Below are 21,135 nucleotides of genomic sequence, written 5' to 3' on the forward strand. Positions count from 1 at the left end.
CATACCAAAAAGGTAAATACCCAGCTTCTCGCATAGTAAACAATTATTGGTTAGCAGCGTTATAGTTTTCTAATGCTGCGTTCACTTGGTCAGCCATTGATTGAGTTGCTGTAGCTGGATCAGATGAGCCATTTAATACGTTTTCTAATTCTGTTTCATAGATTTGACGAGCTTCTTGGTTAACACCTGATAATGCACCTTGAGATTCTGGTGTAGAATCATGTAATTGGTCAATCGCTGTTTGGAATTGCGGGAACTCAGCTAAGTTATCTAAGAATACTTGCTCTTCGTGAGTTGCTGTTGTGATTGGGAAGTATCCTGTATCACGGTTCCATTTCGCTTGTGATTCTGGTGAAATTAAGAATTCAATGAATTCCCAAGTTGCTTGTTTCTTAGCGTCGTCAACAGATTCGATCATCCATAATGAAGCTCCACCGATTGAAACGCCACCTTGGTCTTCTTCGTCAACACCTGGGAAGTAAGCAGTACCTACTTCAAAACGTCCGTCTACTTCTGTTAAGATTTGACGTAAACTTGCAGTAGAACCAATTGTAATTGCTGATTGTCCAGCTACGAATTCAGGTTGTCCACCTGTACGTCCTACGTTAGGGATTGCTCCGGCTTCCATACCTTCTAACCATTTAGAGATAGTTTTTTCCATTGCTCCGTTTTCAACGAATACAGTTTCAGTTGGCGCGCCTTCACGTCCATTACCGTTGTCATAGATATCTTCTTCTTGTTTAGAGAACCATTGTTCTAAATACCAACCGTAGATTTGTAGAGAGATTGGCATTGCTGCTCCAGCTTCTTGTAATTGTGGTGAAATTTCAATGATTTCTGCTAAAGAACTAGGTGCTTCTTCAATACCTGCTGCTTCAAAAATGTCAGCGTTATAATACATTATTGGAGTTGAAGAGTTGAATGGCATAGAGTTTAATTGACCATCAATTGTATAGTATGCAGCTAAGTTAGGTTCGATTTGAGAGATATCATAACCACTTGAATCAATGAATTCTTGAACTGGAACAGTTAAACCTGAATCAATCATGAATGTTGTTCCTAATTCGAATACTTGAACAATGTCAGCTCCAACTTCAGATCCTGAAGCAGATGAGCGTAATTTTGTTAATGTCTCATCATAAGTTCCTTGATATTGAGCGTTAACAATAATACCATCTTGAGATTCATTGAATTCATCAACTAATCTTTGTAATGCTTCACCAGCATTACCACCCATTCCATGCCAGAAAACTAATTCAACAGGCTCCTGAGCATAAACACCTGTTGCAGTTAATCCTAAGTTACCCACAAATAATATGGCTAAAATAATAAATGTAAAAACTTTTTTAATTGTATTCAAGATACAATTCCTCCTTATAATTAATTTTAGAAACGCAACAACCCTGCATTCATTTCCGACTTTTATCATATAAAGTGGATATTAATTTAACGTAAATATTATGTAAAGATTGGTCTTTCTATGTAAAGTTTATGTAAATTTAATGTTAAGGCATCTTATTGTATCGAACTTTATAATAACTATTCCTTCATATTCAACTAGCTCTAATTTTGGTATAATCGATTCAACAGTAAAAATGAAGGCTTTTAAGATGAATCTATTATTTTCAATTTCTGATAATTTTACGGAACCACTCCTTACTACCTTATTTTCCATTAGAAATAATACAAAAGAAGAATCGTATGTTGTCTATGTACTTCAAAAAGAAGAATTAAAAGATAACAAGTTAATTCATAAATTTTGTCAGCAACTCCAAATGGAATATAAGCCTATTATTATCGGAAAGAATATATTCCAAAACGCTCCCGCTAGTGAAAGATGGCCCGAATCAATCTATTATAGATTGCTAACCCATGAATTTCTTCCTTCAGATCTTGATAAGATTCTATATTTAGATGCTGATGTTTTGTGTATTAATGATTTATCCTTGTTATATAATCAAAATATTAATGATTATCTCTATGCAGCGTCTATCCATACTCGTTTAGAAGTAACGGATACTATAAACCATCTACGCTTAGGTAATCGTGAATTGAAAAGCTATTTTAATTCCGGTGTTCTACTGATGAATTTAACTTTGATTCGACAAGAAGTGAAAAGTGAAACCATCTATAATTTCATAATGGAAAATCATGACTTCTTGCTTATGCCCGATCAAGATGTACTAAATGGTCTATATGGAGACCAAATCTTACCTCTACCTGATGAATTATATAATTTTGATTCAAGATTACCTTTTCTTTATGAAATAATGAGTCAAAAAGAGATTTCCTATGATTGGATTATGGATAATACCGTTATCTTACACTTTTGTGGTAAAAATAAACCTTGGAATGAAAGTGAACGAAGTAAATTCTCTGTACTTTACAAGCATTACTACTCTCAAATGAAGCGTGTAACTAATAAAATCACCTCCAAATAAAAAAGCTAGGACCGAAGTCCTAGCTTTTTTGTGTGAATTCACTTATTTATATTCTACTACTAAATAACGATTTGGTTCTTTACCTTCTGAGTGTGTTTTAATTCGATCAATTCTTGCTAAATGTGCGTGAATTTGCTTACGTTCATATGCTGGTAAAGGATCTAAGATTACGGTTTGTTTCGTCTCTAATACTTCATCTGCCGTTCGTTGAGCAATTTGTCTCAGGACATTTGCGCGACGATTACGGTAATCACCCACATTCAATAGAATAGATGTGCGGCGACGGTATAAGCTTTGGAAGTAAGTTTGCGATAAAATCTGAAGGGAATTAATGATTTTACCATGCTTACCAATAACTAGGCCTGATTTATCCGTTTCAATATTAAACATCACTTGTGAACGTGATATTTCAAACTCAACATCAGCTTGCGCACCGTAGGATTGAATCACTTCTTGAATGTAGACTGCCACTTTCTGACTTGCTTCTTCAATTGTGAATGTCTCTTGTTGGTCGTCTTCATCTGATTTTGATTCAGTTACTGCTTCAGCTTTTACTTCTTTTTCAGCTTCTACAGAAGGTTTTGGTTGAGGTTTTTTCACTTCTTTTTTAACTGGTTCTTCAGTCACAGTTTCTTCAACCGCTTTTGCTTCAACCACTTCTGATTTTGGAGCAACTTTTTCTTTAGGTTGTTCTTTCACTTCAGTGATTTTAATATCTTCGTCAACTTCAACAACCATCGGTTCGGCTTCAACGGGAGTCTCTGTTGTATCTGATTTTACTTTTTGCTCTTCTTCCAATTGTTCAGTAATTTCTGATAATGATAACTCATTTTTCGCTGTTACTTCAACAATGGCATCTTGCTTACCAAAACCAAATAATCCTTTTTTACCTTCACTAATAACATGAATTTCTGCTTCAGAACGTGAGATGTTCAGTTCGGCTAATCCTTTTTCGATTGCTTTATCAACCGTCTCAGCTCTAACAGTTGTACTGTGTTCTAACATCGTATCTTCCTTTCGAGACTTCTATTTCTTTTTACTAGTGGCACGTCGTAATTGACGTTTTAATTCTCGTTGTTTTTCTTTTTCAGCTTCTGCTTTTGCTTCACGCTCAGCAATAATCTTGTATGGATTATTAAAGATAAATGTTTGAGCTAGTGTAAAGGCATTTGAAATTACCCAGTATAAAGCAATGGCACTTGGTAGTGTGAAACCAATTAATAAGATCATTAATGGTGAAACAAATGTCATACTTTTCGTCATAGTATTTTGCACAGGATTACTCTTCATTGAGAAGTAAGTTGTTGCAAATGTTAATAGAGCAGCAATGACAGGTAAGACAAAGTATGGGTCAGGTTGTCCTAAGTTCATCCATAAGAAGTTACCTTGACGTAATTCTTCTGTTCTTAAGATTGCTTGATAAAGTGCCATCATTACTGGTAGTTGAATTAACATTGGTAAACATCCAGCAAATTGATTTACACCGCGGTCTTGCATTAAAGCTTGTTGCTCTTCTTGCATTGCTTCCATTGAAGCACGGTCCTTGTTAGGATATTTAGCTTTAATTGCATCTAATTCCGGTTGCAGCTCTTGTGTTTTGCGCTGTGTTTTAATTTGCATTTGGAATAATGGTAGTAATAATGCACGAATAATTATCGTAAAGACTGCAATACCTAAAGGAAAGCTACCACCAAATAAATTAGATAACCATAGAATCAGTTGAGATAAATTATAAATAATATAACGATCCCATAAACCAGTACTTTCAGCATTGACTGCCTCTTGTGTGGAACCACATGCTGTCAGAAAAACTACAAAACCTAGTAATACTAAGACTTTGAGCCATTTATTATATTTTTTCATTGATGCCTCCTACTTTTTATTTATTATTGGATTCTTTTTATCAAGAATCCCCGCTATATTCATAACGTGAATAATCGAACTTTTTACTTCGTGGAAAGTCTTTGTTTGAATATCTTTTCGTGCGATCAAAAGAAAATCGATATCTGATTGTATCGCAGGCTCTAATTCTAACAAAGCTTGTCGAATGTAACGCTTAACTTGATTTCTTTCAACCGCATTCCCAATCTTCTTACCAACCGATAATCCGACACGAAAATGTGCTTGTTCAGGTTTCGGATAAACATAAAGCACTAACTGCCGATTGGCTACGGATTCCCCTTCACGAAATGCCCGTTGAAACTCATATTCTTTTTTTACACGATATTCTTTTCTCACAAACTTCCCTCATTCATCTAAATTCTTGACATTCACTGTCTTTCATTATAGCGAATTTTCTACTAAAAGAAAAACGGTTTCTGTCGTTTCAACTATATTAATACAAAGAAACAAGCATTCATCTAATCCAACGATCTTTTCGCGAAATTAGATGAATGCTTGCAATAAATATCATTATTATTATGCTGATATTTTCTTACGTCCTTTTAGACGACGTCTTTTTAAAACATTACGGCCGTTTTTAGTACTCATTCTCTTACGGAATCCATGTACTCTACTACGTTTACGTTTCTTTGGTTGATAAGTTCTTTTTGTCATGGTATACACCTCCTAAATGCAATATGTGTACAATACTCAAATATTTTATAGAAGTAAGGGAAGATTGTCAAGTTATTAATTAATTATTTTTTCAAATAAATTCTAACTGCTTTTATTTTACGTAATACATTTTAACATACACACTGCAACTTATAAACAAACTTATCCACAACTAATTTTACCTTGTGCATAAGTTAAAATGTATATTTTTTTATCCACAAGTTTTTCTTTGAGTTATGAACATATCAACAAGGTGTTTATTGTGTGTATAATTTCACTCAGATTTAGTGCATAACTTTTTAGAATGTGATAAGATAGGCAAGTATTGAGACTAACTTATCCACAACTGGGTGTTGATAACTCTATTTTAATCCACTTATGCACAGTTCTTTTTCACCTGTTGATAACTCAAATGTGCATGAGTGCATAACTTAATTTTGTTTTTATAGCTTGTGGAAAACTCATAATATGCTAAAATTATTTTACTTATAATTATATGGTGAAATTTGTTTTCGGTAATTGAGAGGAATTGAATCTAATGGAAGAAAAAGAAAAATTTTGGAGGGATTGCCAGCACTATATAAGTGAACGCCTGTCCGATCAATCATTCGATAATTGGGTTGCACCAGTCTATCCAACTCGAATTGGAGATCAGACTATCACTTTAGCTGTACCAAATGCTCTAACCAAAAACTATTGGGAAAGACATCTATCTGGTTACGTCATTCAGTTTAGTCTTGAAGTGTATGGTTTGGAATATACACCGACTTTTGTAATCGTACCTGAAGATCAACGTGAATCGAATCAAGCTAAGAAAGTCGTACCTGAGGTCGAAGACACAGGTGAATTCTCAGAATCACAGTTAAACCCAAATTACGTGTTTGAGACATTTGTTATCGGTGAAGGTAATAAGATGGCTAATGGAGCGGCTTTAGCGGTCGTTGATTCGCCAGGTAAAACCTACAATCCTCTATTAATATATGGAGGCGTTGGTTTAGGTAAAACTCACTTAATGCAAGCAATTGGTAATGAGATTAAACGTAAACAACCCTCAGCAAGAATAAAATACTCTACCAGTGAATCTTTCATGAATGACTTTATTACAGCGATTCGTGATGGGTCACAAGCGGAGTTTAGAAGTATGTACCGTGAAATTGATGTTCTATTAATAGATGACATTCAGTTTTTATCTAAGAAAGATAAAACTCAAGAAGAGTTTTTCCATACATTTAATGAGCTTTATAATAATAATAAGCAAATTGTTCTAACGAGTGATCGTCTACCGAACAACATTACAAATTTGGAAGAACGTTTAATAAGTCGCTTTAAATGGGGCTTATCCACGGACATTACTCCACCGGATTTGGAGACACGGATTGCGATTCTTCGTAAAAAAGCGTCTAGTGAGCAATTAGATGTGAGCCCTGATACATTAACGTATATCGCCAATAACGTCGACACCAACATTCGTGAATTAGAAGGTGCTTTAGTGCGAGTGATTGCTTATGCAGCCATTCAAGGAAAAGAAATTGATACCGAACTTGCTGCCTCTGCCTTACATAATATCATTAATAAAGGCGAAGCGAAGCCTCTAACACCTGATGAAGTTATTGATTACGTCAGTCGCTATTATCAAATCACCCCTGAAGACATTCGTGGTAAAAAACGAACTAAAAATATTGTCTTCCCGCGCCAAGTAGCGATGTATCTAACACGTGAATTAACGGAAATGTCTTTCCCTAAAATCGGAGAATTCTTTGGGAATAAAAATCATACAACCGTCATTCATGCCTATGAGAAAATCACAGATGAGATTGAAACAGACATTCAATTGAAGAATGAAATCAATCAATTGAAGCAAAGACTTCAAAGATAAATTATTAACATGTGTATAAGTTGTGACTGAACTCTGGACTTATGCACAAGTTGACGAACAAGCATTTTGGCTTACATTCATGCATCAATGATGATTATGCACAGAATTAACAGCCCCTACTACTACTATTACTTATTTATTAATATATAATATATATATAAGGAGTGACGATATGAAATTTACTATTGGAAGAGCAGCATTTACTGCACAATTAATTGACGTATCTCGAGCAATTCCCTCGAAAGCAACAATCCCTATTTTAACTGGTATAAAAATTACAGCGACAAAAGAAGGTATTACTTTAATTGGTTCTGACGCTGAGATATCTATTGAGAGTTTCTTATCAGTACAAGATGATTCTTTAGGTTTAGAAATTGAAGAAACTGGTAGTATCGTTGTAACAGCTAGAATTTTTAATGATATTGTACGAAAACTACCTACAACTAAAGTGACGATCGAAACAAACGAGCAATTCATATTAACAGCTACTTCCGGAGAAGCGATTTTCTCATTGAACGGTACAGATGGACACTCATACCCTCGCTTACCTGAGATTGAATCCGATCGTAAGATCAACTTACCAACGGTATTATTTAAAGAATTAATTAGTCAAACAATCTTCTCAGCATCAAATCAAGAAAGCCGTCCTGTCTTAACAGGGGTTCACTTAATGATGAACGAAGGTCACATTACAGGTGTTGCTACAGATAGTCACCGACTAAGTCGTCGCCAAATCCCTGTTGAATTTACAACGGATCAAGCTAACTTTGAAGCAATCACAATACCTAAGAAAACATTGAATGAATTAGAACGGATTGTTCAAGATGATCAAATGATTGAAATGATTGTGACAGAACAACAAGTTATCTTTTTAATTGATAATTTAACAATCTATTCTCGTTTACTTGAAGGGAATTATCCTGATACAGATCGTTTATTACCTTCATCACATACGACTGAAATTGTCTTAAACGCAGATCAATTCCTACATGCGATTGACCGTGCAAGTCTAATGTCACATCAAGGTAAAAATAACGTCGTTCAATTAGACATTACGGAGGACAACATTGATTTATCTGTTCAAGGAAGCAGTTTAGGTTCCGCGAATGAATCAATCAGTGCTAAGTCAATCACAGGTGAACCAATTAAAATTTCATTTAACCCTGATTATATGAAAGATGCTTTACGCTCATTTAGTGGTGTCGACATTAATGTTGGCTTTACTTCAAGTGTCCGTCCTTTATTAATTTCGGCTCTTGAGAAAAGTGAAACACCTAACAATGAATTACTGCAATTATTAACACCAATTCGTACGCACTAATATTGAAATGAAACTCCTGTCTTATCTAGCCCAAGCGGTTAGTAAGATTAGGAGTTTTTTTTATTAAGTTGTCTGAAACGAGCAACTAAGTTATAATGAACTGTTGCGAAAATAAGTAGTTTCCCTTAGAAAAGTTATCCCCATGTGCATAACTTTTCTAAGCGTGAAGAATTATTTTAAAATTAGTTGCCAAATCGGTCATTTTCCATAAATACAAAAAATAGACGGTTTTGGGTAAATGTTAAAAAATAAGCTTTTCTACCTAATAATGTATTTAAAAGCTAAAATGACGTAAAAATAGCTATTAAATTTGATGTTTAGCCGATTTAAAGGTATAATATAAGAGAATAAATATGCTGATTGGGTGATAAAAAATGGATGAACGTGTAATAGAAATTACGACGGAGTATGTAACTTTAGGTCAAGTTTTAAAAATTACTGATATTATCCAAAGTGGTGGAATGGCAAAATGGTATTTAAGTGAATATTTTGTCTATGTAAATGATGAAGAAGAACAACGCCGTGGACGTAAATTACGCGAAGGCGATGTCATCGAATTCCCTCACGAGGAAGTAAAAGTATTCATTAAAAATAGAGATTAATGAAAGTAAAGCAATTACAACTAAAAAATTATCGTAATTATGAATTGCTTGACTTAACATTTAATGACGGCTTAACGATTTTAACTGGTGAAAATGCCCAAGGAAAAACCAATCTCCTTGAGGCGATTTTTTTGTTATCCATGGCAAAAAGTCATCGGACCAACCATGATAATGAGTTAATTCGTTGGGGTGAATCTTACGCTCAAGTTGAAGCAACAATTGAAACCAAAAATTATGACTTTCCTTTGTCACTGTCTTTTGGCCTTAAAGGTAAAATTGCTAAGGTAAACCATATTGAACAAGCAAAGCTAAGTCATTTTATTGGAAAATTAAATGTCGTCTTATTCGCACCGGAGGATCTTCAGTTAATCAAAGGTTCTCCTAGTTTGAGACGCAAATTTTTAGATTCTGAGTTGGGTCAATCCCATCCAGTTTATCTACAAGCACTTCTTGATTACAATCGCATTTTAAAGCAGCGCAATCGCTATTTAAAAGAGAATGGCTACAAAAAACAATTTGATCAAGTTTATTTTGATGTGATTACGGACCAACTTATCGAAAAAGCGGTTGAAATCATTACTTATCGAATTGAATTTGTAGAAGCTCTTGATGAACTTGCTCGCCCTATTCATAAGTCACTTTCAAATCAACGTGATATTTTGAGTTTGGAATATAAGAGCAGTACATCGAAGTTAGATTATGAGCAATTAGATACACTTGACCAACAATTCCATCGTTTATATGAGAATTCTCTAGAAAGAGAAAAAGAACGGGGCGTTACCGCTTATGGGCCGCATCGTGATGATTTGTATTTTGCATTGAATGAAAAAGATGCACAAAACTTCGCATCGCAAGGACAGCAAAGAACAATTGTCCTATCTTTGAAGTTAGCTGAGATTGAATGGCTAAATAATCGGATTGGAGAATATCCAATTTTACTATTGGATGATGTCTTATCTGAATTAGATGATAATCGACAACATATATTAATGAGCCAGATTGAAGGGAAAGTTCAAACATTCCTGACTACAGCTACAATTAAAGGGTTAAACCTGACACAATTAGAACATGCACAAATCTTGTATGTTGAAGATGGGCAGATTACCGAAGAAGGAGAGTAGAACATGCCAGATAATATTAATGAACAAAACTATGACGCGAATCAGATTCAAGTCCTTGAAGGTCTTGAAGCGGTTCGTAAGCGTCCGGGTATGTATATAGGTACGACAAGTATTGATGGTTTACATCACTTAGTGTGGGAAATCGTTGATAATTCAATTGACGAGGCACTTGCAGGTTATAGTGATCATATCGAAGTCGTTATCGAAGCGGATAATACAATTACAGTTACCGATAATGGTCGTGGAATTCCAGTAGATACTCAAAAAAAAACGGGTCGTCCCGCTGTTGAGACCGTCTTTACGATGCTTCACTCTGGAGGTAAATTCGGTGGTGGCGGTTATAAAGTTTCCGGAGGACTTCACGGGGTAGGTGCAGCAGTCGTAAACGCGCTGTCTTCTCACTTATACGTCGAGGTTTCCCGTAATGGTAAAGTATACCGTGAAGAATTTGAACGCGGGAATATCGCGAAAGAATTGGAAATCGTCGGGACATCTGAACATACAGGAACAAAAGTAAACTTTAAAGCCGATCCTACGATTTTTACTGATACAACGGACTTTAAATACAATATCTTAAAAGAACGTATTCGTGAATTAGCTTTCTTAAATAAAGGTTTACGTATTAGTCTAGAAGATAAACGTGAAGAGCGTGAAGAATCAGATAGTTTCTTCTATGAGGGTGGTATTCAAAGTTTTGTTGAATACATGAACGAAGACAAGCAAGTCTTACATGAGAAACCAATTTACTTAGAAGGTGAATCTGACGGGATTCAAGTTGAGATTGCTTTACAATATACAACCGATTACGCAACTAAAATTCTATCTTTTGCTAATAATATTCATACCCACGAAGGTGGAACACATGAATCTGGGTTAAAAGCTGGATTAACGCGTGTCATCAATGATTATGCACGTTCAAATAACTTACTAAAAGACTCAGATGATAATTTATCTGGAGATGATACTCGAGAAGGTTTAACTATTGTATTGTCTGTTAAACATCCGGACCCACAATTTGAGGGACAAACAAAGACGAAACTTGGTAACTCTGAAGTTCGTACAATTACAGACCGTCTTTTTTCGTCTAATTACGAATCTTTCTTATTAGAAAATCCAAAAGTAGCAAAAATCATTATCGAAAAAGGTATTTTAGCTTCACGTGCAAGAAATGCAGCAAAACGTGCCCGTGAAATGACACGTAAGAAATCTGGCTTAGAAATTGCTAACTTACCAGGTAAGTTAGCTGACTGTTCAAGTCGTGATCCAGAAAAAAGTGAATTATTTATCGTGGAGGGTGACTCTGCCGGTGGATCAGCGAAACAAGGACGTTCAAGAATGTACCAAGCAATTTTACCCATTCGTGGTAAAATTCTTAACGTTGAAAAAGCGTCAATGGATCGTATCTTAAATAACGAAGAAATCCGTTCATTATTTACTGCAATGGGAACAGGTTTTGGTTCTGAATTTGATGTATCAAAAGCTCGTTATCATAAATTAATTTTGATGACCGATGCGGATGTTGATGGAGCACATATTCGTACGCTATTATTAACATTAATTTTCCGTTATATGCGTCCTTTATTAGAAGCGGGTTATATTTATATTGCTCAACCGCCTCTTTACCAAATTAAACAAGGTAAAAAAGAATTGTACCTTGATACAGACGAACAATTACGCAAATGGCAAGCAGAAAATCCAGATGCGCGTTACTCTCTACAACGCTATAAAGGTCTTGGAGAGATGGACTACGAGCAACTGTGGGATACAACAATGAATCCAGAAAATCGTCGCTTACTTCGTGTAACGATCGATGATGCTGAGATTGCTAACGATGTTATGGAAATGCTTATGGGGGACGAAGTTCCGCCACGTCGTGAATTTATTGAAGAAAATGCCGTTTATGTACAAAATTTAGATACATAATTACTACAACGTATCTATGTCTCATAAACAGAAAGGAATAAAAATATGAGTGAAATTTTCGGAGATAATCACCGCGAAATTGAATCAATTAATCTTCCAGATGAAATGCGAACGTCATTCCTTGACTATGCAATGAGTGTTATTGTCTCACGTGCACTTCCAGATGTACGTGATGGTTTGAAACCCGTTCAGCGCCGTATTTTATATGGGATGAATGAATTAGGAGTTACCCCTGATAAACCACATAAGAAATCTGCACGTATTGTTGGGGATGTTATGGGGAAATATCACCCCCATGGGGACTCAGCAATCTATGAAGCGATGGTACGTATGGCACAACCATTTAGTTACCGTCAATTACTCGTGGATGGGCACGGGAACTTTGGTTCAGTCGATGGTGACGGAGCAGCGGCAATGCGTTATACGGAAGCACGTATGTCGAAAATTGCCTTAGAAATGCTTCGTGATATTAATAAAGATACTATTGATTTTCAAGAAAACTATTCTCAAGAAGAAAAAGAACCCGTAGTATTACCTGCTCGTTTCCCTAACCTGTTGGTAAACGGTGCGGCTGGTATTGCTGTGGGGATGGCAACAAATATTCCGCCACATAATTTAGGTGAAGTCATTGATGGTGTGATTGCGCTAATGCACAATCCAGAAATTACTGTCGAAGAAATTATGGAACACATTCCAGGTCCGGATTTCCCAACGGGTGGTATTGTTATGGGGAAATCAGGTATTCGTAAAGCCTACAAAACAGGTAAAGGGAAAATCATTATCCGTTCAAAAGTAGACATTGAACCCATTGGTAATGATCGTGAACGTATTATTGTTTCAGAATTACCCTATGGAGTAAATAAAGCGAATTTAGTTAAACGTATTGCTGAATTAGCTCGTGAAAAACGAATCGAAGGTATTACTTATGCTAACGACGAGTCTGCACGTGAAGGGACACGTGTGGTTATTGAAGTAAGACGTGATGTTTCTGCCAGTGTTGTCTTGAATAACCTTTACAAATACACTCCAATGCAAGTGTCATTTGGTTTTAATATACTTGCGATTGACGGTGGCGTACCTAAAGTCCTAGGTATTAAAGATATTCTTGATAAGTATTTAGATCACCAAATTGAAGTGATTCGTCGTAGAACTGAATTCGAGAAACGTAAAGCAGAAAATCGTGACCATATCTTACAAGGATTATTGATTGCTTTAGATCATATTGATGAAATTATTACGATTATCCGTTCATCTCGTGATGGTGAGACAGCTAAAACACAATTAATCGAAAATTACGGACTTACAGATGTCCAAGCACAAGCAATACTCGATATGCGTTTAGTTCGTTTAACTGGCTTAGAACGTGAAAAAATTGAGAAAGAACACAATGATTTACTCGCATTGATTGAACGCTTAACTGAGATTTTAAGTAACCAAGAGCGTATGTTTGAAATTATTGAAGATGAATTAACAGATTTAAAAACACGTTTTGGCGATGAACGTCGAACGGAATTACAAATTGGGGATTTAATGAACATCGATGACGAAGATTTAATCGATGAAGAAGATGTATTAATCACTTTAACTGCTAACGGATATGTGAAGCGAATGACTCAAGATGAATTCCAAGTTCAAAACCGTGGTGGACGTGGTGTTAAAGGTATGGGCTTAGGAGATAACGATGAAATTCAAACACTTGTCTCAGCTTCAACCCATGATACCCTATTATTCTTTACGAACCTCGGACGCGTATTCAGCCTTAAAGGGTACGATATTCCAGAATACGGACGTCAGGCAAAAGGTTTACCAATCGTAAACTTAATTAGTCTTGGTACTGGAGAAGTAGTGAAACAAATTATTTCAGTGAATAAATCAACCGAAGAATCTGGTCAATCTGATAGTTACTTATTCTTTGTAACGCGAAGTGGTACAGCAAAACGTACTAAATCATCAGATTATTATAATATTCGTCAAAATGGATTAATCGCAATTAACTTAAAAGAAGGCGATGAATTAGTCAATGTTATGGAAACAACGGGTGAACACAACATTGTTATCGGAACACATAACGGAAATGCGATGACTTTCAATGAAAGTGATGTTCGTGTGATGGGGCGTACTGCCACAGGTGTCCGTGGTATTAAATTACGTGATGACGATTATGTTGTTGGATCTGACGTATTGACTGATGAGCACGAAGTCTTAGTTGTAACTGAAAATGGTTATGGTAAACGAACGCCTGCTTCAGAATATACACCTAAAAATCGTGGAGGTCTTGGAGTGAAAACGTCCAATATCTCTGAGAAGAGTGGTAAATTAGCAGGTATCGTGACCGTTAAAGGTGATGAAGACTTGATGATTATGACTGATCAAGGTGTTGTAATCAGATCACACGTTGGTGGTATTTCCCAAACATCTCGTGCTACCCTTGGTGTTCGTATGATTCGATTAGATGACGATGCTATTGTTAGTTCGATCGCTACGATTCCAGCAGCTGAAAAAGATGTTACAGAGGAAGAGGTCATTGAACATATTGATGACGTCAAAGTTGACCGTGAGTCAGTAACTTCCGAAGATGTTGAACTCAATGAAGAATTATCAGAAAGAATTTCAGAAGCAGTAGAAGATACTGAAGAAGAGTTTGATGAAGATAATGAATAATAAATGAACAAAGAAGCGACAAGCTTTCATCATTTGATGAGCTTATCGCTTCTTTTATGTGCTTATTTTTCTTAGTTTGTTGACGGTTTAAGATGTCGAACACGGACGACACCTTCGATATTTTCAAGTGCAATTTTACCATTTTCTTCGATATCATTGTCTAAATCAATCATTGTACAAGCCCATCCATTGCGAGGTTTGTTCGTTAATCGGTTAATATTCAGATTGTGTTGAGAAAGTACATGAGTAATCTGACCAATCATGTTCGGAATATTACGGTGTAACACTGTTATACGGCAAACTGTTTGAATTGGACCAAAATTAATCGTAGGGAAATTCACTGAATGATGAATGTTTCCATTTTTTAAGTAATCCATTACTTGATCAATGACCATATTTGCTGCATTCGCTTCACTTTCAGGCGTTGATGCACCGAGATGTGGAATATTAATCGTATTTTTCATAGTTAATGTTTTTTCATCAGGGAAATCGACGACATATTTACCTATACTTCCATTATTAATTGCGTCTTCCAAGGCATTTAAATCCACTAAACCACCACGGGCACAGTTAATAATGATTTGACCTTTTTTGGCTTCAGCTAATAATTCTGCATTTAAATAATTTTTAGTACTGTCATTGTATGGAATATGTAATGTGATGTAATCACAGTTTTGCATAATATAATTAATATCATATTGAGTTTTTGTTGAGGGATTTAAGCCGAGAGCGTGTTGGACCGATAAGTATGGGTCATAACCGTAGACATCCATCCCTAAACCTAAACACATATTAGCAACAAGCACACCAATGGCACCTAAACCAATGATACCAATTTTCTTATCGGCTAATTCGGGTCCAACAAATTGTTTTTTACCTGCTTCAACTTTTGATCCAATATCAGATTGGCCTACGAGCGTTTGAGTCCATTCTAAGGCCGATTCAATGTTTCTTGAAGACATAATCAAAGAAGACAGAACTAACTCTTTCACACCATTTGCGTTGGCACCTGGTGCATTTGCAACAACAATTCCCTTCTTGGTCAATTCATCAATTGGGATATTGTTAACACCTGAACCTGCTCGGCCGACAAATTTTAATTTTTTTGGTAAGTCCATCTGATGCATATCAGCACTTCTTACAATAATGGCATCTGCTTCGGAATCACTATGATTTAAAGTAAATTCGTGTGTTAGCTTACTTAATGCATTGGCATCAATATTGTTTAATGTTTTAATTTTAAATCTTTTTTCTGTATAGCTCATTTTGTACCTCGCTTATTATCATTTTCAAAGACTTTCATAAAGTTAATGAGTGCATCGATACCTTCCATCGGCATGGCGTTATAGATACTCGCACGCATGCCACCGACTGATCGGTGTCCTTTCAAGTTATGTAGACCTTTTTCTTGGGCTTCTTTAGCGAAAGCTTTATCTAAATCCTCTGAATCGGTTCTAAAAGTCACATTCATAATTGAACGGTTCTCTTTACGAGCTGTCCCTTGATAGAAATCACTTTGGTCAATGTAGTCATAAAGTTTAGCCGTTTTTTCTTTATTGATTGCTTCGATGGCTTTCACACCACCTTGCTCTTCTAACCAAGCAAATACTTGACCAGCTACATAAATAGCAAAAGTAGGAGGTGTGTTATACATTGAATCTTTATCAATTTGTGTCGCATAATCGAGCATTGTAGGCGTGATATCTTGAGCCTTACCTACTAGGTCTTTACGCACAATGACAATAGTTAGACCCGCTGGTCCCATATTTTTTTGAGCTCCAGCATAGATTAGGCCAAATTTAGAGACATCATATTCTTCTGATAGAATATTCGAAGACATATCAGCGACTAAAGGAATACCGTCAAATTGTGGTAATTCTTCTGGTTTAAAACGCGTACCATAGATTGTATTGTTCAAACACAAATGTACATAATCAGCATCTGGACGGACATTAATAGCGTCGTTATTTGGAATATAGGTAAAATCATCCTCTTCAGTACTTGCTGCGATTTGAATATCACCGTAGCGAAGTGCTTCTTTATAAGCTTTTTTAGAGAAACTTCCTGTTAAGATATAATCAGCTTTACCTGATTTATTTAATAAATTTAATGGTACACTTGAAAACTGAGTTGATGCCCCACCTTGTAAAAATAATATTTCGTAAGTATCTGGAATATTCATTAGGTTACGTAATGATTGTTTAGCATTCGCATGAATTTCCATGTAGGATGGAGATCGGTGGCTCATTTCCATAACGGATAGGCCTTGCCCATGGTAATTTGTTAGGTTTTTACTAACATCTTCTAATACTGAAACTGGCAGTGTAGATGGTCCTGCAGAGAAATTATAAATGCGATTCATCTTAAACGCTCCTTTTTAATTAATGATATGAGCATTATATCACAAATAAAATAAAAACTAAGGACTTTTATTAAAATAAGATGAAAACAATGTAAAATGTCTCATAAAAAACTTTCAAATAAAGCTTGTAATCAAATAATGATAAATGTATAATTCATAGATGTGAGTATTTAACTATACTCTCCTTGCTCTAATAAATTTTTAGGGCCATCAGACCAAAAGGAGGTGCAAGCCAAATGAGCCAAACAACAAAATACGAAATTTTATATATTATCCGTCCTGACTTAAACGAAGACGAGAAAAATGAATTAGTAGAACGTTTCGATGGTATCTTAACAGCAAACGGAACTACAATTGTTGAGTCGAAAGACTGGGCAAAACGTCGCTTAGCATATGAGATTAATGATTATAAAGAAGGAATTTATCATTTAATCACAGCTGAAGCTTCAGATGCTGCAGGAATCAACGAATTCGACCGTTTAGCTGCGATTAATCGCGGAATCTTACGTTTTATGATTACTAAAGTAGAAGCTTAATTTGTTTCACGTGAAACACTTTGAAGGAGGTTGTAATTGTGAACACAGTTCAATTAGTGGGACGTTTGACACGAGAAGTTGACTTAAAGTTTACTTCTTCGGGTATTGCAGTAGGTACTTTTACCATAGCCGTTAATCGCAATTTTACTAATCAACAAGGTGAGCGTGAAGCTGATTTTATTAGTTGCGTAATCTGGCGTAAATCAGCAGAAAACTTTGCTAACTTTACTCGTAAAGGATCTCAAGTTGGAGTCGAAGGACGTCTTCAAACACGTAATTATGAAAACCAACAAGGTCAACGTGTCTATGTTACTGAAGTAGTTGTAGAACAGTTCCATTTATTGGAACCACGTTCAGTTACAGAACAAAGACCTGCGGATACTAGCAACAATAATAGCGGTAGTAGTTATGGTGGCGGACAAAGTTATAACAATAACAACACTCAAAACCAACAAAACAACTACAACAATAACCAATCATCGTATCAAAACAATAATTCAAATAACAATAGTGGAGGATTGGGTAACTCACCATTTAATATGGAAGATGGCACGCCAGTTGACATCTCTGAAGATGACTTACCATTCTAATCTTTCAACATTCGTTTAAAATATAAAGGAGGATAACACCTATGGGACAACGTCGTGGTGGAAGACGCAGAAAAAAAGTATGTTTTTTCTGTGCAAATCATATTGATCACCCTGATTATAAAGACGTGGATTTAGTTAGCCGTTTCGTATCTGAAAAAGGTAAAATTTTACCTCGTCGAGTTACAGGTACTTGTGCTAAACATCAACGTACTTTAACTTCAACAGTTAAACGTACTCGTATTATGGCACTCATTCCATTTACAATTAAAGACTAATTTTAATTAGCTGAGAGTAGGACCTCGTGTTCTACTCTCTTTTTTTGACGCATAACATAAATGTTTCACATGAAACTTTTAACATATTTTCCAGAAAGTTAGTAAACTTCGGAACAATAGCATTAGAACATTGATTATGTTAAAATACTTAGTATATTATTAATTAGATGAGGTGAAATATGTTTAATAAAGAAAGACTTAAAGCATTCTTTGAACAATTTCATTCATTAGATATTAGTTGGCAAATTTATAGTTTAGTCATTTTATATACAATTATTATGCTCGCTGCATTAATGTTACGCTGGGAAATCGGTGTAATGCTTTTTATATTACTAATTGCAGTTGTCGTATTTTTTGTGTTTAATTATGAAAACTTTATTCGTAACTTAAGTACAATGGCGAGTCGCCTCTCTCAATCAGTACGAGGTGCGCAGGAAGATGCAATGTACCGCTCTCCTATTGGAATCCTATTATATGGTCAAGATTCTAATCATCGCATTAAGTGGGTCAATCCAGCGATGCAACATTTGTTTGGATCGCAGGAGTTACTTGGAGAACCACTAGTATCTATAAATAAAGAGTTTGACAAAATGATAGCAATTGAATCTGATAAACATTGGCATACTGTTCCTTTTATGGACCGGTATTACCGTATATTACACCAAACAGATGTGAAAGCATTATATATGATTGATGTAACAGATGAAGTGTTGATTCGAGAACAGAAGAAATTCGATCAAGTTGTATTCGGTTATCTTTTCTTGGATGACTATAACGAGATTGTGGAAACCCTCGATGATCAACAGGCAACCAATTTTGACTCTATTATATTGAATGATATCAATGAATGGGCTGAATCCTATGGCGTTTTTACTAAACGAATCAATGAGGAAAAATTTATTCTACTTCTAAACCAATATGTGCTTGATAAACTTGAGAAAGATAAGTTTAAGTTTTTCGATGAGATGCGTGAACGCAATTCCTTAAGAAATATGCCATTATCAACTAGTATTGGCATATCTTATCCAGATTCACCAAGTTATCGTATCGATGACTTATCAGACCAAGCACAACTTAACTTAGATTTAGCACTAGGACGCGGTGGCGATCAAATTGTCGTAAGATCGGAATCTGGTAAAGCGAGATTCTATGGTGGTAAAACAAATCCTACAGAGAAACGTACAAATATAAAGTCACGCTTAGTTTTTCAGGCCTTACGCACGTCAATTCAACAAACAGAGCAAATACTCATATCTGGTCATAAAACCCCTGATATGGACTCTATGGGCTCTGCAATAGGTATTTATAAGATTGTCAGATCTTTCGGTGTTCCGGCTCGTATTCTTATTAATGAAGATGAGTTTAACCAAGACATTCGACAATTATTGGCTTTAGATCAAGCACGATACTTATGGGATGAAGATATCTTCGTGAATAAAGAAGATGCTGAGAAATTTACAACAGATGAAACATTAATGATCTTAGTTGATCATCATCGTCCATCATTAAGTGAGGCTGAAGATTTGATAAATGGTCATGATGTTGTTATTATTGATCATCACCGCCGTGGAGAAGAATTTCCAGAGCAAACGGTTCTTACATATATTGAACCCTACGCTTCATCAACGTCGGAGTTGATTACTGAATTTTTCATTAATATGCGTAATACGAATGAAGCTTTAAACAAGTTTGAAGCAACAGCATTACTTGCTGGGGTGATTGTAGATACAAATAACTTCTCATCTCGAACGGGTTCTAGAACTTTCGATGTCGCAAGTTATTTAAAATCGCGGGGTGCTGACCGAGTTCAGATTCAACGATTGCTCAAAGAAGATTTATCTAATTTAATAGAGCGTAATAAGCTCATTGAGAATACAAAATTCGTTAAAGAAGGCTTTGCGGTCATCATTGGACCTGATGAAGAAGTCTTTGATAATATAACTGCATCACAAACTGCTGATGTATTATTAGACGTTAAAGGTGTTGAGGCTTCTTTTGTTATCTACCGTAGAAGTGATTCTGTTGTAGGGATTAGTGCACGAAGTTTAGGAAGTATCAACGTACAAACGATCATGGAAAGATTAGGTGGCGGAGGTCATTTATCAAATGCTGCAACGCAAATTGAAGATAAAACGACTGAAGAGGTCTACATTCAATTATCAGAAGAAATAAATAAAGAATAAGGAGGACTTTAAATGAAAGTAATTCTATTAAAAGATGTTAAGAAACAAGGTAAAAAAGGTGATGTGATTGAAGTATCAGATGGTTACGGGCGTAATTATCTAATCAAGAACAATTTAGCTAAAGTAGCGGATGGTGCAGCTTTAAATCAGTTAAAATCTAAAAAAGAAGCTGAAGCTAGACTAGCTAAAGAAGAACTAGCTGAATCTAAAGAAATTAAAGAAGCGATTGAAAAAGAAGAAACTGTTGTTACAATTGCTGCTAAAACAGGAGAAGATGGTCGATTATTCGGTACTATCCCTTCTAAACAAATAGCAGAAGAGCTTGAAAAGCAATATAACATCGAAGTTGATCGCCGTAAAATTCAATTAGGTGAAAATCTAAACTCTTTAGGTCGTTACAACGTTCCAGTGAAACTTCATAGTGAAGTCACAGCAGATATTAAAGTACATATCGTTGAACAATAACTTCATATGATACAAAGTAAATAATTCAAAAGTGTATTCATTGGAATTCAACCCAATGAATACACTTTTTTACTGGGAAAAATTATAAACATGTAAATACCTGAACAATTCATACTTTTCGTTGAAACATGTGCCAACTGCCTAACGGCAGCTTAAATTTACTTTTTCATTTTCACCTGTTAAGTGATGAAAAAAGAACCCCATTCTGATATTGTAAAGGTGT

The 21,135-nt window shown here is 35.5% G+C and carries 19 protein-coding genes; 12 read left to right on the forward strand and 7 right to left on the reverse strand.

Annotated features, from left to right (window positions below):
* Nucleotides 1–43 precede the first annotated feature (43 nt).
* Complete coding sequence (locus tag ACEN33_RS05110) at nucleotides 44–1,360, reverse strand: ABC transporter substrate-binding protein (protein ID WP_407094683.1); 1,317 nt, start codon at nucleotides 1,358–1,360, stop codon at nucleotides 44–46.
* A 250-nt stretch (nucleotides 1,361–1,610) separates the two neighbouring features.
* On the opposite strand from ACEN33_RS05110, the gene ACEN33_RS05115 reads away from it, so the two are divergent.
* Complete coding sequence (locus ACEN33_RS05115) at nucleotides 1,611–2,441, forward strand: glycosyltransferase family 8 protein (protein ID WP_407094684.1); 831 nt, start codon at nucleotides 1,611–1,613, stop codon at nucleotides 2,439–2,441.
* Between the two features lie 42 nt (nucleotides 2,442–2,483).
* Here the strand turns inward: ACEN33_RS05115 and jag are convergent, their stop codons facing one another.
* From jag to rpmH, 4 genes are all read right to left on the reverse strand, one after another.
* Nucleotides 2,484–3,446 carry an RNA-binding cell elongation regulator Jag/EloR gene (gene jag, locus ACEN33_RS05120; protein WP_407093784.1) on the reverse strand — a complete coding sequence of 321 codons (963 nt, stop codon included), beginning with the start codon at nucleotides 3,444–3,446 and terminating at the stop codon, nucleotides 2,484–2,486.
* Between the two features lie 21 nt (nucleotides 3,447–3,467).
* Complete coding sequence (yidC, locus tag ACEN33_RS05125) at nucleotides 3,468–4,304, reverse strand: membrane protein insertase YidC (protein WP_407094685.1); 837 nt, start codon at nucleotides 4,302–4,304, stop codon at nucleotides 3,468–3,470.
* Nucleotides 4,305–4,313: 9 nt separating this feature from the next.
* Entirely contained in the window at nucleotides 4,314–4,679 is a 366-nt protein-coding gene (gene rnpA, locus ACEN33_RS05130; RefSeq protein WP_218930368.1) for a ribonuclease P protein component, read from the reverse strand.
* Between the two features lie 180 nt (nucleotides 4,680–4,859).
* Nucleotides 4,860–4,997, reverse strand: a complete 138-nt coding sequence (gene rpmH / locus ACEN33_RS05135; RefSeq protein WP_138403767.1) for a 50S ribosomal protein L34 — start codon at nucleotides 4,995–4,997, stop codon at nucleotides 4,860–4,862.
* A 538-nt stretch (nucleotides 4,998–5,535) separates the two neighbouring features.
* Between rpmH and dnaA the strand changes: the two genes are divergently transcribed.
* From dnaA to gyrA, 6 genes are all read left to right on the forward strand, one after another.
* A complete protein-coding gene (gene dnaA / locus ACEN33_RS05140) occupies nucleotides 5,536–6,873 on the forward strand; it encodes a chromosomal replication initiator protein DnaA (protein ID WP_407089865.1) in 1,338 nt (445 codons plus the stop codon).
* Between the two features lie 172 nt (nucleotides 6,874–7,045).
* A complete protein-coding gene (dnaN, locus tag ACEN33_RS05145) occupies nucleotides 7,046–8,194 on the forward strand; it encodes a DNA polymerase III subunit beta (RefSeq protein ID WP_407094686.1) in 1,149 nt (382 codons plus the stop codon).
* A gap of 374 nt (nucleotides 8,195–8,568) precedes the next feature.
* Complete coding sequence (gene yaaA, locus ACEN33_RS05150) at nucleotides 8,569–8,796, forward strand: S4 domain-containing protein YaaA (RefSeq protein WP_138403764.1); 228 nt, start codon at nucleotides 8,569–8,571, stop codon at nucleotides 8,794–8,796.
* On the forward strand, nucleotides 8,796–9,917 hold the full coding sequence (gene recF, locus ACEN33_RS05155; RefSeq protein WP_407089867.1) for a DNA replication/repair protein RecF: 1,122 nt from the start codon (nucleotides 8,796–8,798) through the stop codon (nucleotides 9,915–9,917). The genes yaaA and recF overlap by 1 nt, the downstream gene beginning before the upstream one ends.
* Nucleotides 9,918–9,920: 3 nt before the next feature.
* The gene (gyrB, locus tag ACEN33_RS05160; RefSeq protein WP_407089868.1) at nucleotides 9,921–11,840 is read left to right on the forward strand and encodes a DNA topoisomerase (ATP-hydrolyzing) subunit B; all 1,920 of its coding nucleotides are present in this window, start codon (nucleotides 9,921–9,923) and stop codon (nucleotides 11,838–11,840) included.
* Nucleotides 11,841–11,885: 45 nt separating this feature from the next.
* Nucleotides 11,886–14,501 (forward strand): DNA gyrase subunit A, encoded by a 2,616-nt coding sequence (gyrA, locus tag ACEN33_RS05165; protein WP_407089869.1) that lies wholly within the window; start codon nucleotides 11,886–11,888, stop codon nucleotides 14,499–14,501.
* 71 nt (nucleotides 14,502–14,572) lie between these two features.
* Here the strand turns inward: gyrA and ACEN33_RS05170 are convergent, their stop codons facing one another.
* Nucleotides 14,573–15,766 (reverse strand): 3-phosphoglycerate dehydrogenase family protein, encoded by a 1,194-nt coding sequence (locus ACEN33_RS05170; RefSeq protein WP_407089870.1) that lies wholly within the window; start codon nucleotides 15,764–15,766, stop codon nucleotides 14,573–14,575.
* Nucleotides 15,763–16,863, reverse strand: coding sequence for a 3-phosphoserine/phosphohydroxythreonine transaminase (gene serC / locus ACEN33_RS05175; RefSeq protein ID WP_407089872.1), 1,101 nt, complete (start codon nucleotides 16,861–16,863; stop codon nucleotides 15,763–15,765). The genes ACEN33_RS05170 and serC overlap by 4 nt, the downstream gene beginning before the upstream one ends.
* 236 nt (nucleotides 16,864–17,099) lie before the next feature.
* On the opposite strand from serC, the gene rpsF reads away from it, so the two are divergent.
* The 5 genes from rpsF to rplI all read left to right on the forward strand — a co-directional run bounded on the left by rpsF (nucleotide 17,100) and on the right by rplI (nucleotide 20,912).
* A complete protein-coding gene (rpsF, locus tag ACEN33_RS05180; protein WP_338486829.1) occupies nucleotides 17,100–17,399 on the forward strand; it encodes a 30S ribosomal protein S6 in 300 nt (99 codons plus the stop codon).
* A gap of 38 nt (nucleotides 17,400–17,437) precedes the next feature.
* Nucleotides 17,438–17,989 (forward strand): single-stranded DNA-binding protein, encoded by a 552-nt coding sequence (gene ssb, locus ACEN33_RS05185; protein ID WP_407089873.1) that lies wholly within the window; start codon nucleotides 17,438–17,440, stop codon nucleotides 17,987–17,989.
* A 41-nt stretch (nucleotides 17,990–18,030) separates the two neighbouring features.
* A complete protein-coding gene (gene rpsR / locus ACEN33_RS05190) occupies nucleotides 18,031–18,264 on the forward strand; it encodes a 30S ribosomal protein S18 (RefSeq protein ID WP_138403756.1) in 234 nt (77 codons plus the stop codon).
* Nucleotides 18,265–18,443: 179 nt separating this feature from the next.
* Nucleotides 18,444–20,447, forward strand: coding sequence for a DHH family phosphoesterase (locus tag ACEN33_RS05195; protein WP_407094687.1), 2,004 nt, complete (start codon nucleotides 18,444–18,446; stop codon nucleotides 20,445–20,447).
* A gap of 12 nt (nucleotides 20,448–20,459) precedes the next feature.
* Entirely contained in the window at nucleotides 20,460–20,912 is a 453-nt protein-coding gene (gene rplI, locus ACEN33_RS05200; RefSeq protein WP_407090722.1) for a 50S ribosomal protein L9, read from the forward strand.
* Nucleotides 20,913–21,135 lie beyond the last annotated feature (223 nt).

Origin of the sequence: Ruoffia sp. FAM 24228 (assembly GCF_045528575.1) — a bacterium.
In the GTDB taxonomy this organism is placed as follows: Bacteria; Bacillota; Bacilli; order Lactobacillales; family Aerococcaceae; genus Ruoffia; species Ruoffia halotolerans.

Bases quoted from the DNA above. Each gene is read 5' to 3' on its own strand.
- ACEN33_RS05115 (WP_407094684.1), top strand. From the start codon at position 1,611: ATGAATCTATTATTTTCAATTTCTGATAATTTTACGGAACCACTCCTT.
- jag (WP_407093784.1), bottom strand. From the start codon at position 3,446: ATGTTAGAACACAGTACAACTGTTAGAGCTGAGACGGTTGATAAAGCA.
- yidC (WP_407094685.1), bottom strand. From the start codon at position 4,304: ATGAAAAAATATAATAAATGGCTCAAAGTCTTAGTATTACTAGGTTTT.
- rpmH (WP_138403767.1), bottom strand. From the start codon at position 4,997: ATGACAAAAAGAACTTATCAACCAAAGAAACGTAAACGTAGTAGAGTA.
- dnaA (WP_407089865.1), top strand. From the start codon at position 5,536: ATGGAAGAAAAAGAAAAATTTTGGAGGGATTGCCAGCACTATATAAGT.
- dnaN (WP_407094686.1), top strand. From the start codon at position 7,046: ATGAAATTTACTATTGGAAGAGCAGCATTTACTGCACAATTAATTGAC.
- yaaA (WP_138403764.1), top strand. From the start codon at position 8,569: ATGGATGAACGTGTAATAGAAATTACGACGGAGTATGTAACTTTAGGT.
- recF (WP_407089867.1), top strand. From the start codon at position 8,796: ATGAAAGTAAAGCAATTACAACTAAAAAATTATCGTAATTATGAATTG.
- gyrB (WP_407089868.1), top strand. From the start codon at position 9,921: ATGCCAGATAATATTAATGAACAAAACTATGACGCGAATCAGATTCAA.
- gyrA (WP_407089869.1), top strand. From the start codon at position 11,886: ATGAGTGAAATTTTCGGAGATAATCACCGCGAAATTGAATCAATTAAT.
- ACEN33_RS05170 (WP_407089870.1), bottom strand. From the start codon at position 15,766: ATGAGCTATACAGAAAAAAGATTTAAAATTAAAACATTAAACAATATT.
- serC (WP_407089872.1), bottom strand. From the start codon at position 16,863: ATGAATCGCATTTATAATTTCTCTGCAGGACCATCTACACTGCCAGTT.
- rpsF (WP_338486829.1), top strand. From the start codon at position 17,100: ATGAGCCAAACAACAAAATACGAAATTTTATATATTATCCGTCCTGAC.
- rpsR (WP_138403756.1), top strand. From the start codon at position 18,031: ATGGGACAACGTCGTGGTGGAAGACGCAGAAAAAAAGTATGTTTTTTC.
- ACEN33_RS05195 (WP_407094687.1), top strand. From the start codon at position 18,444: ATGTTTAATAAAGAAAGACTTAAAGCATTCTTTGAACAATTTCATTCA.
- rplI (WP_407090722.1), top strand. From the start codon at position 20,460: ATGAAAGTAATTCTATTAAAAGATGTTAAGAAACAAGGTAAAAAAGGT.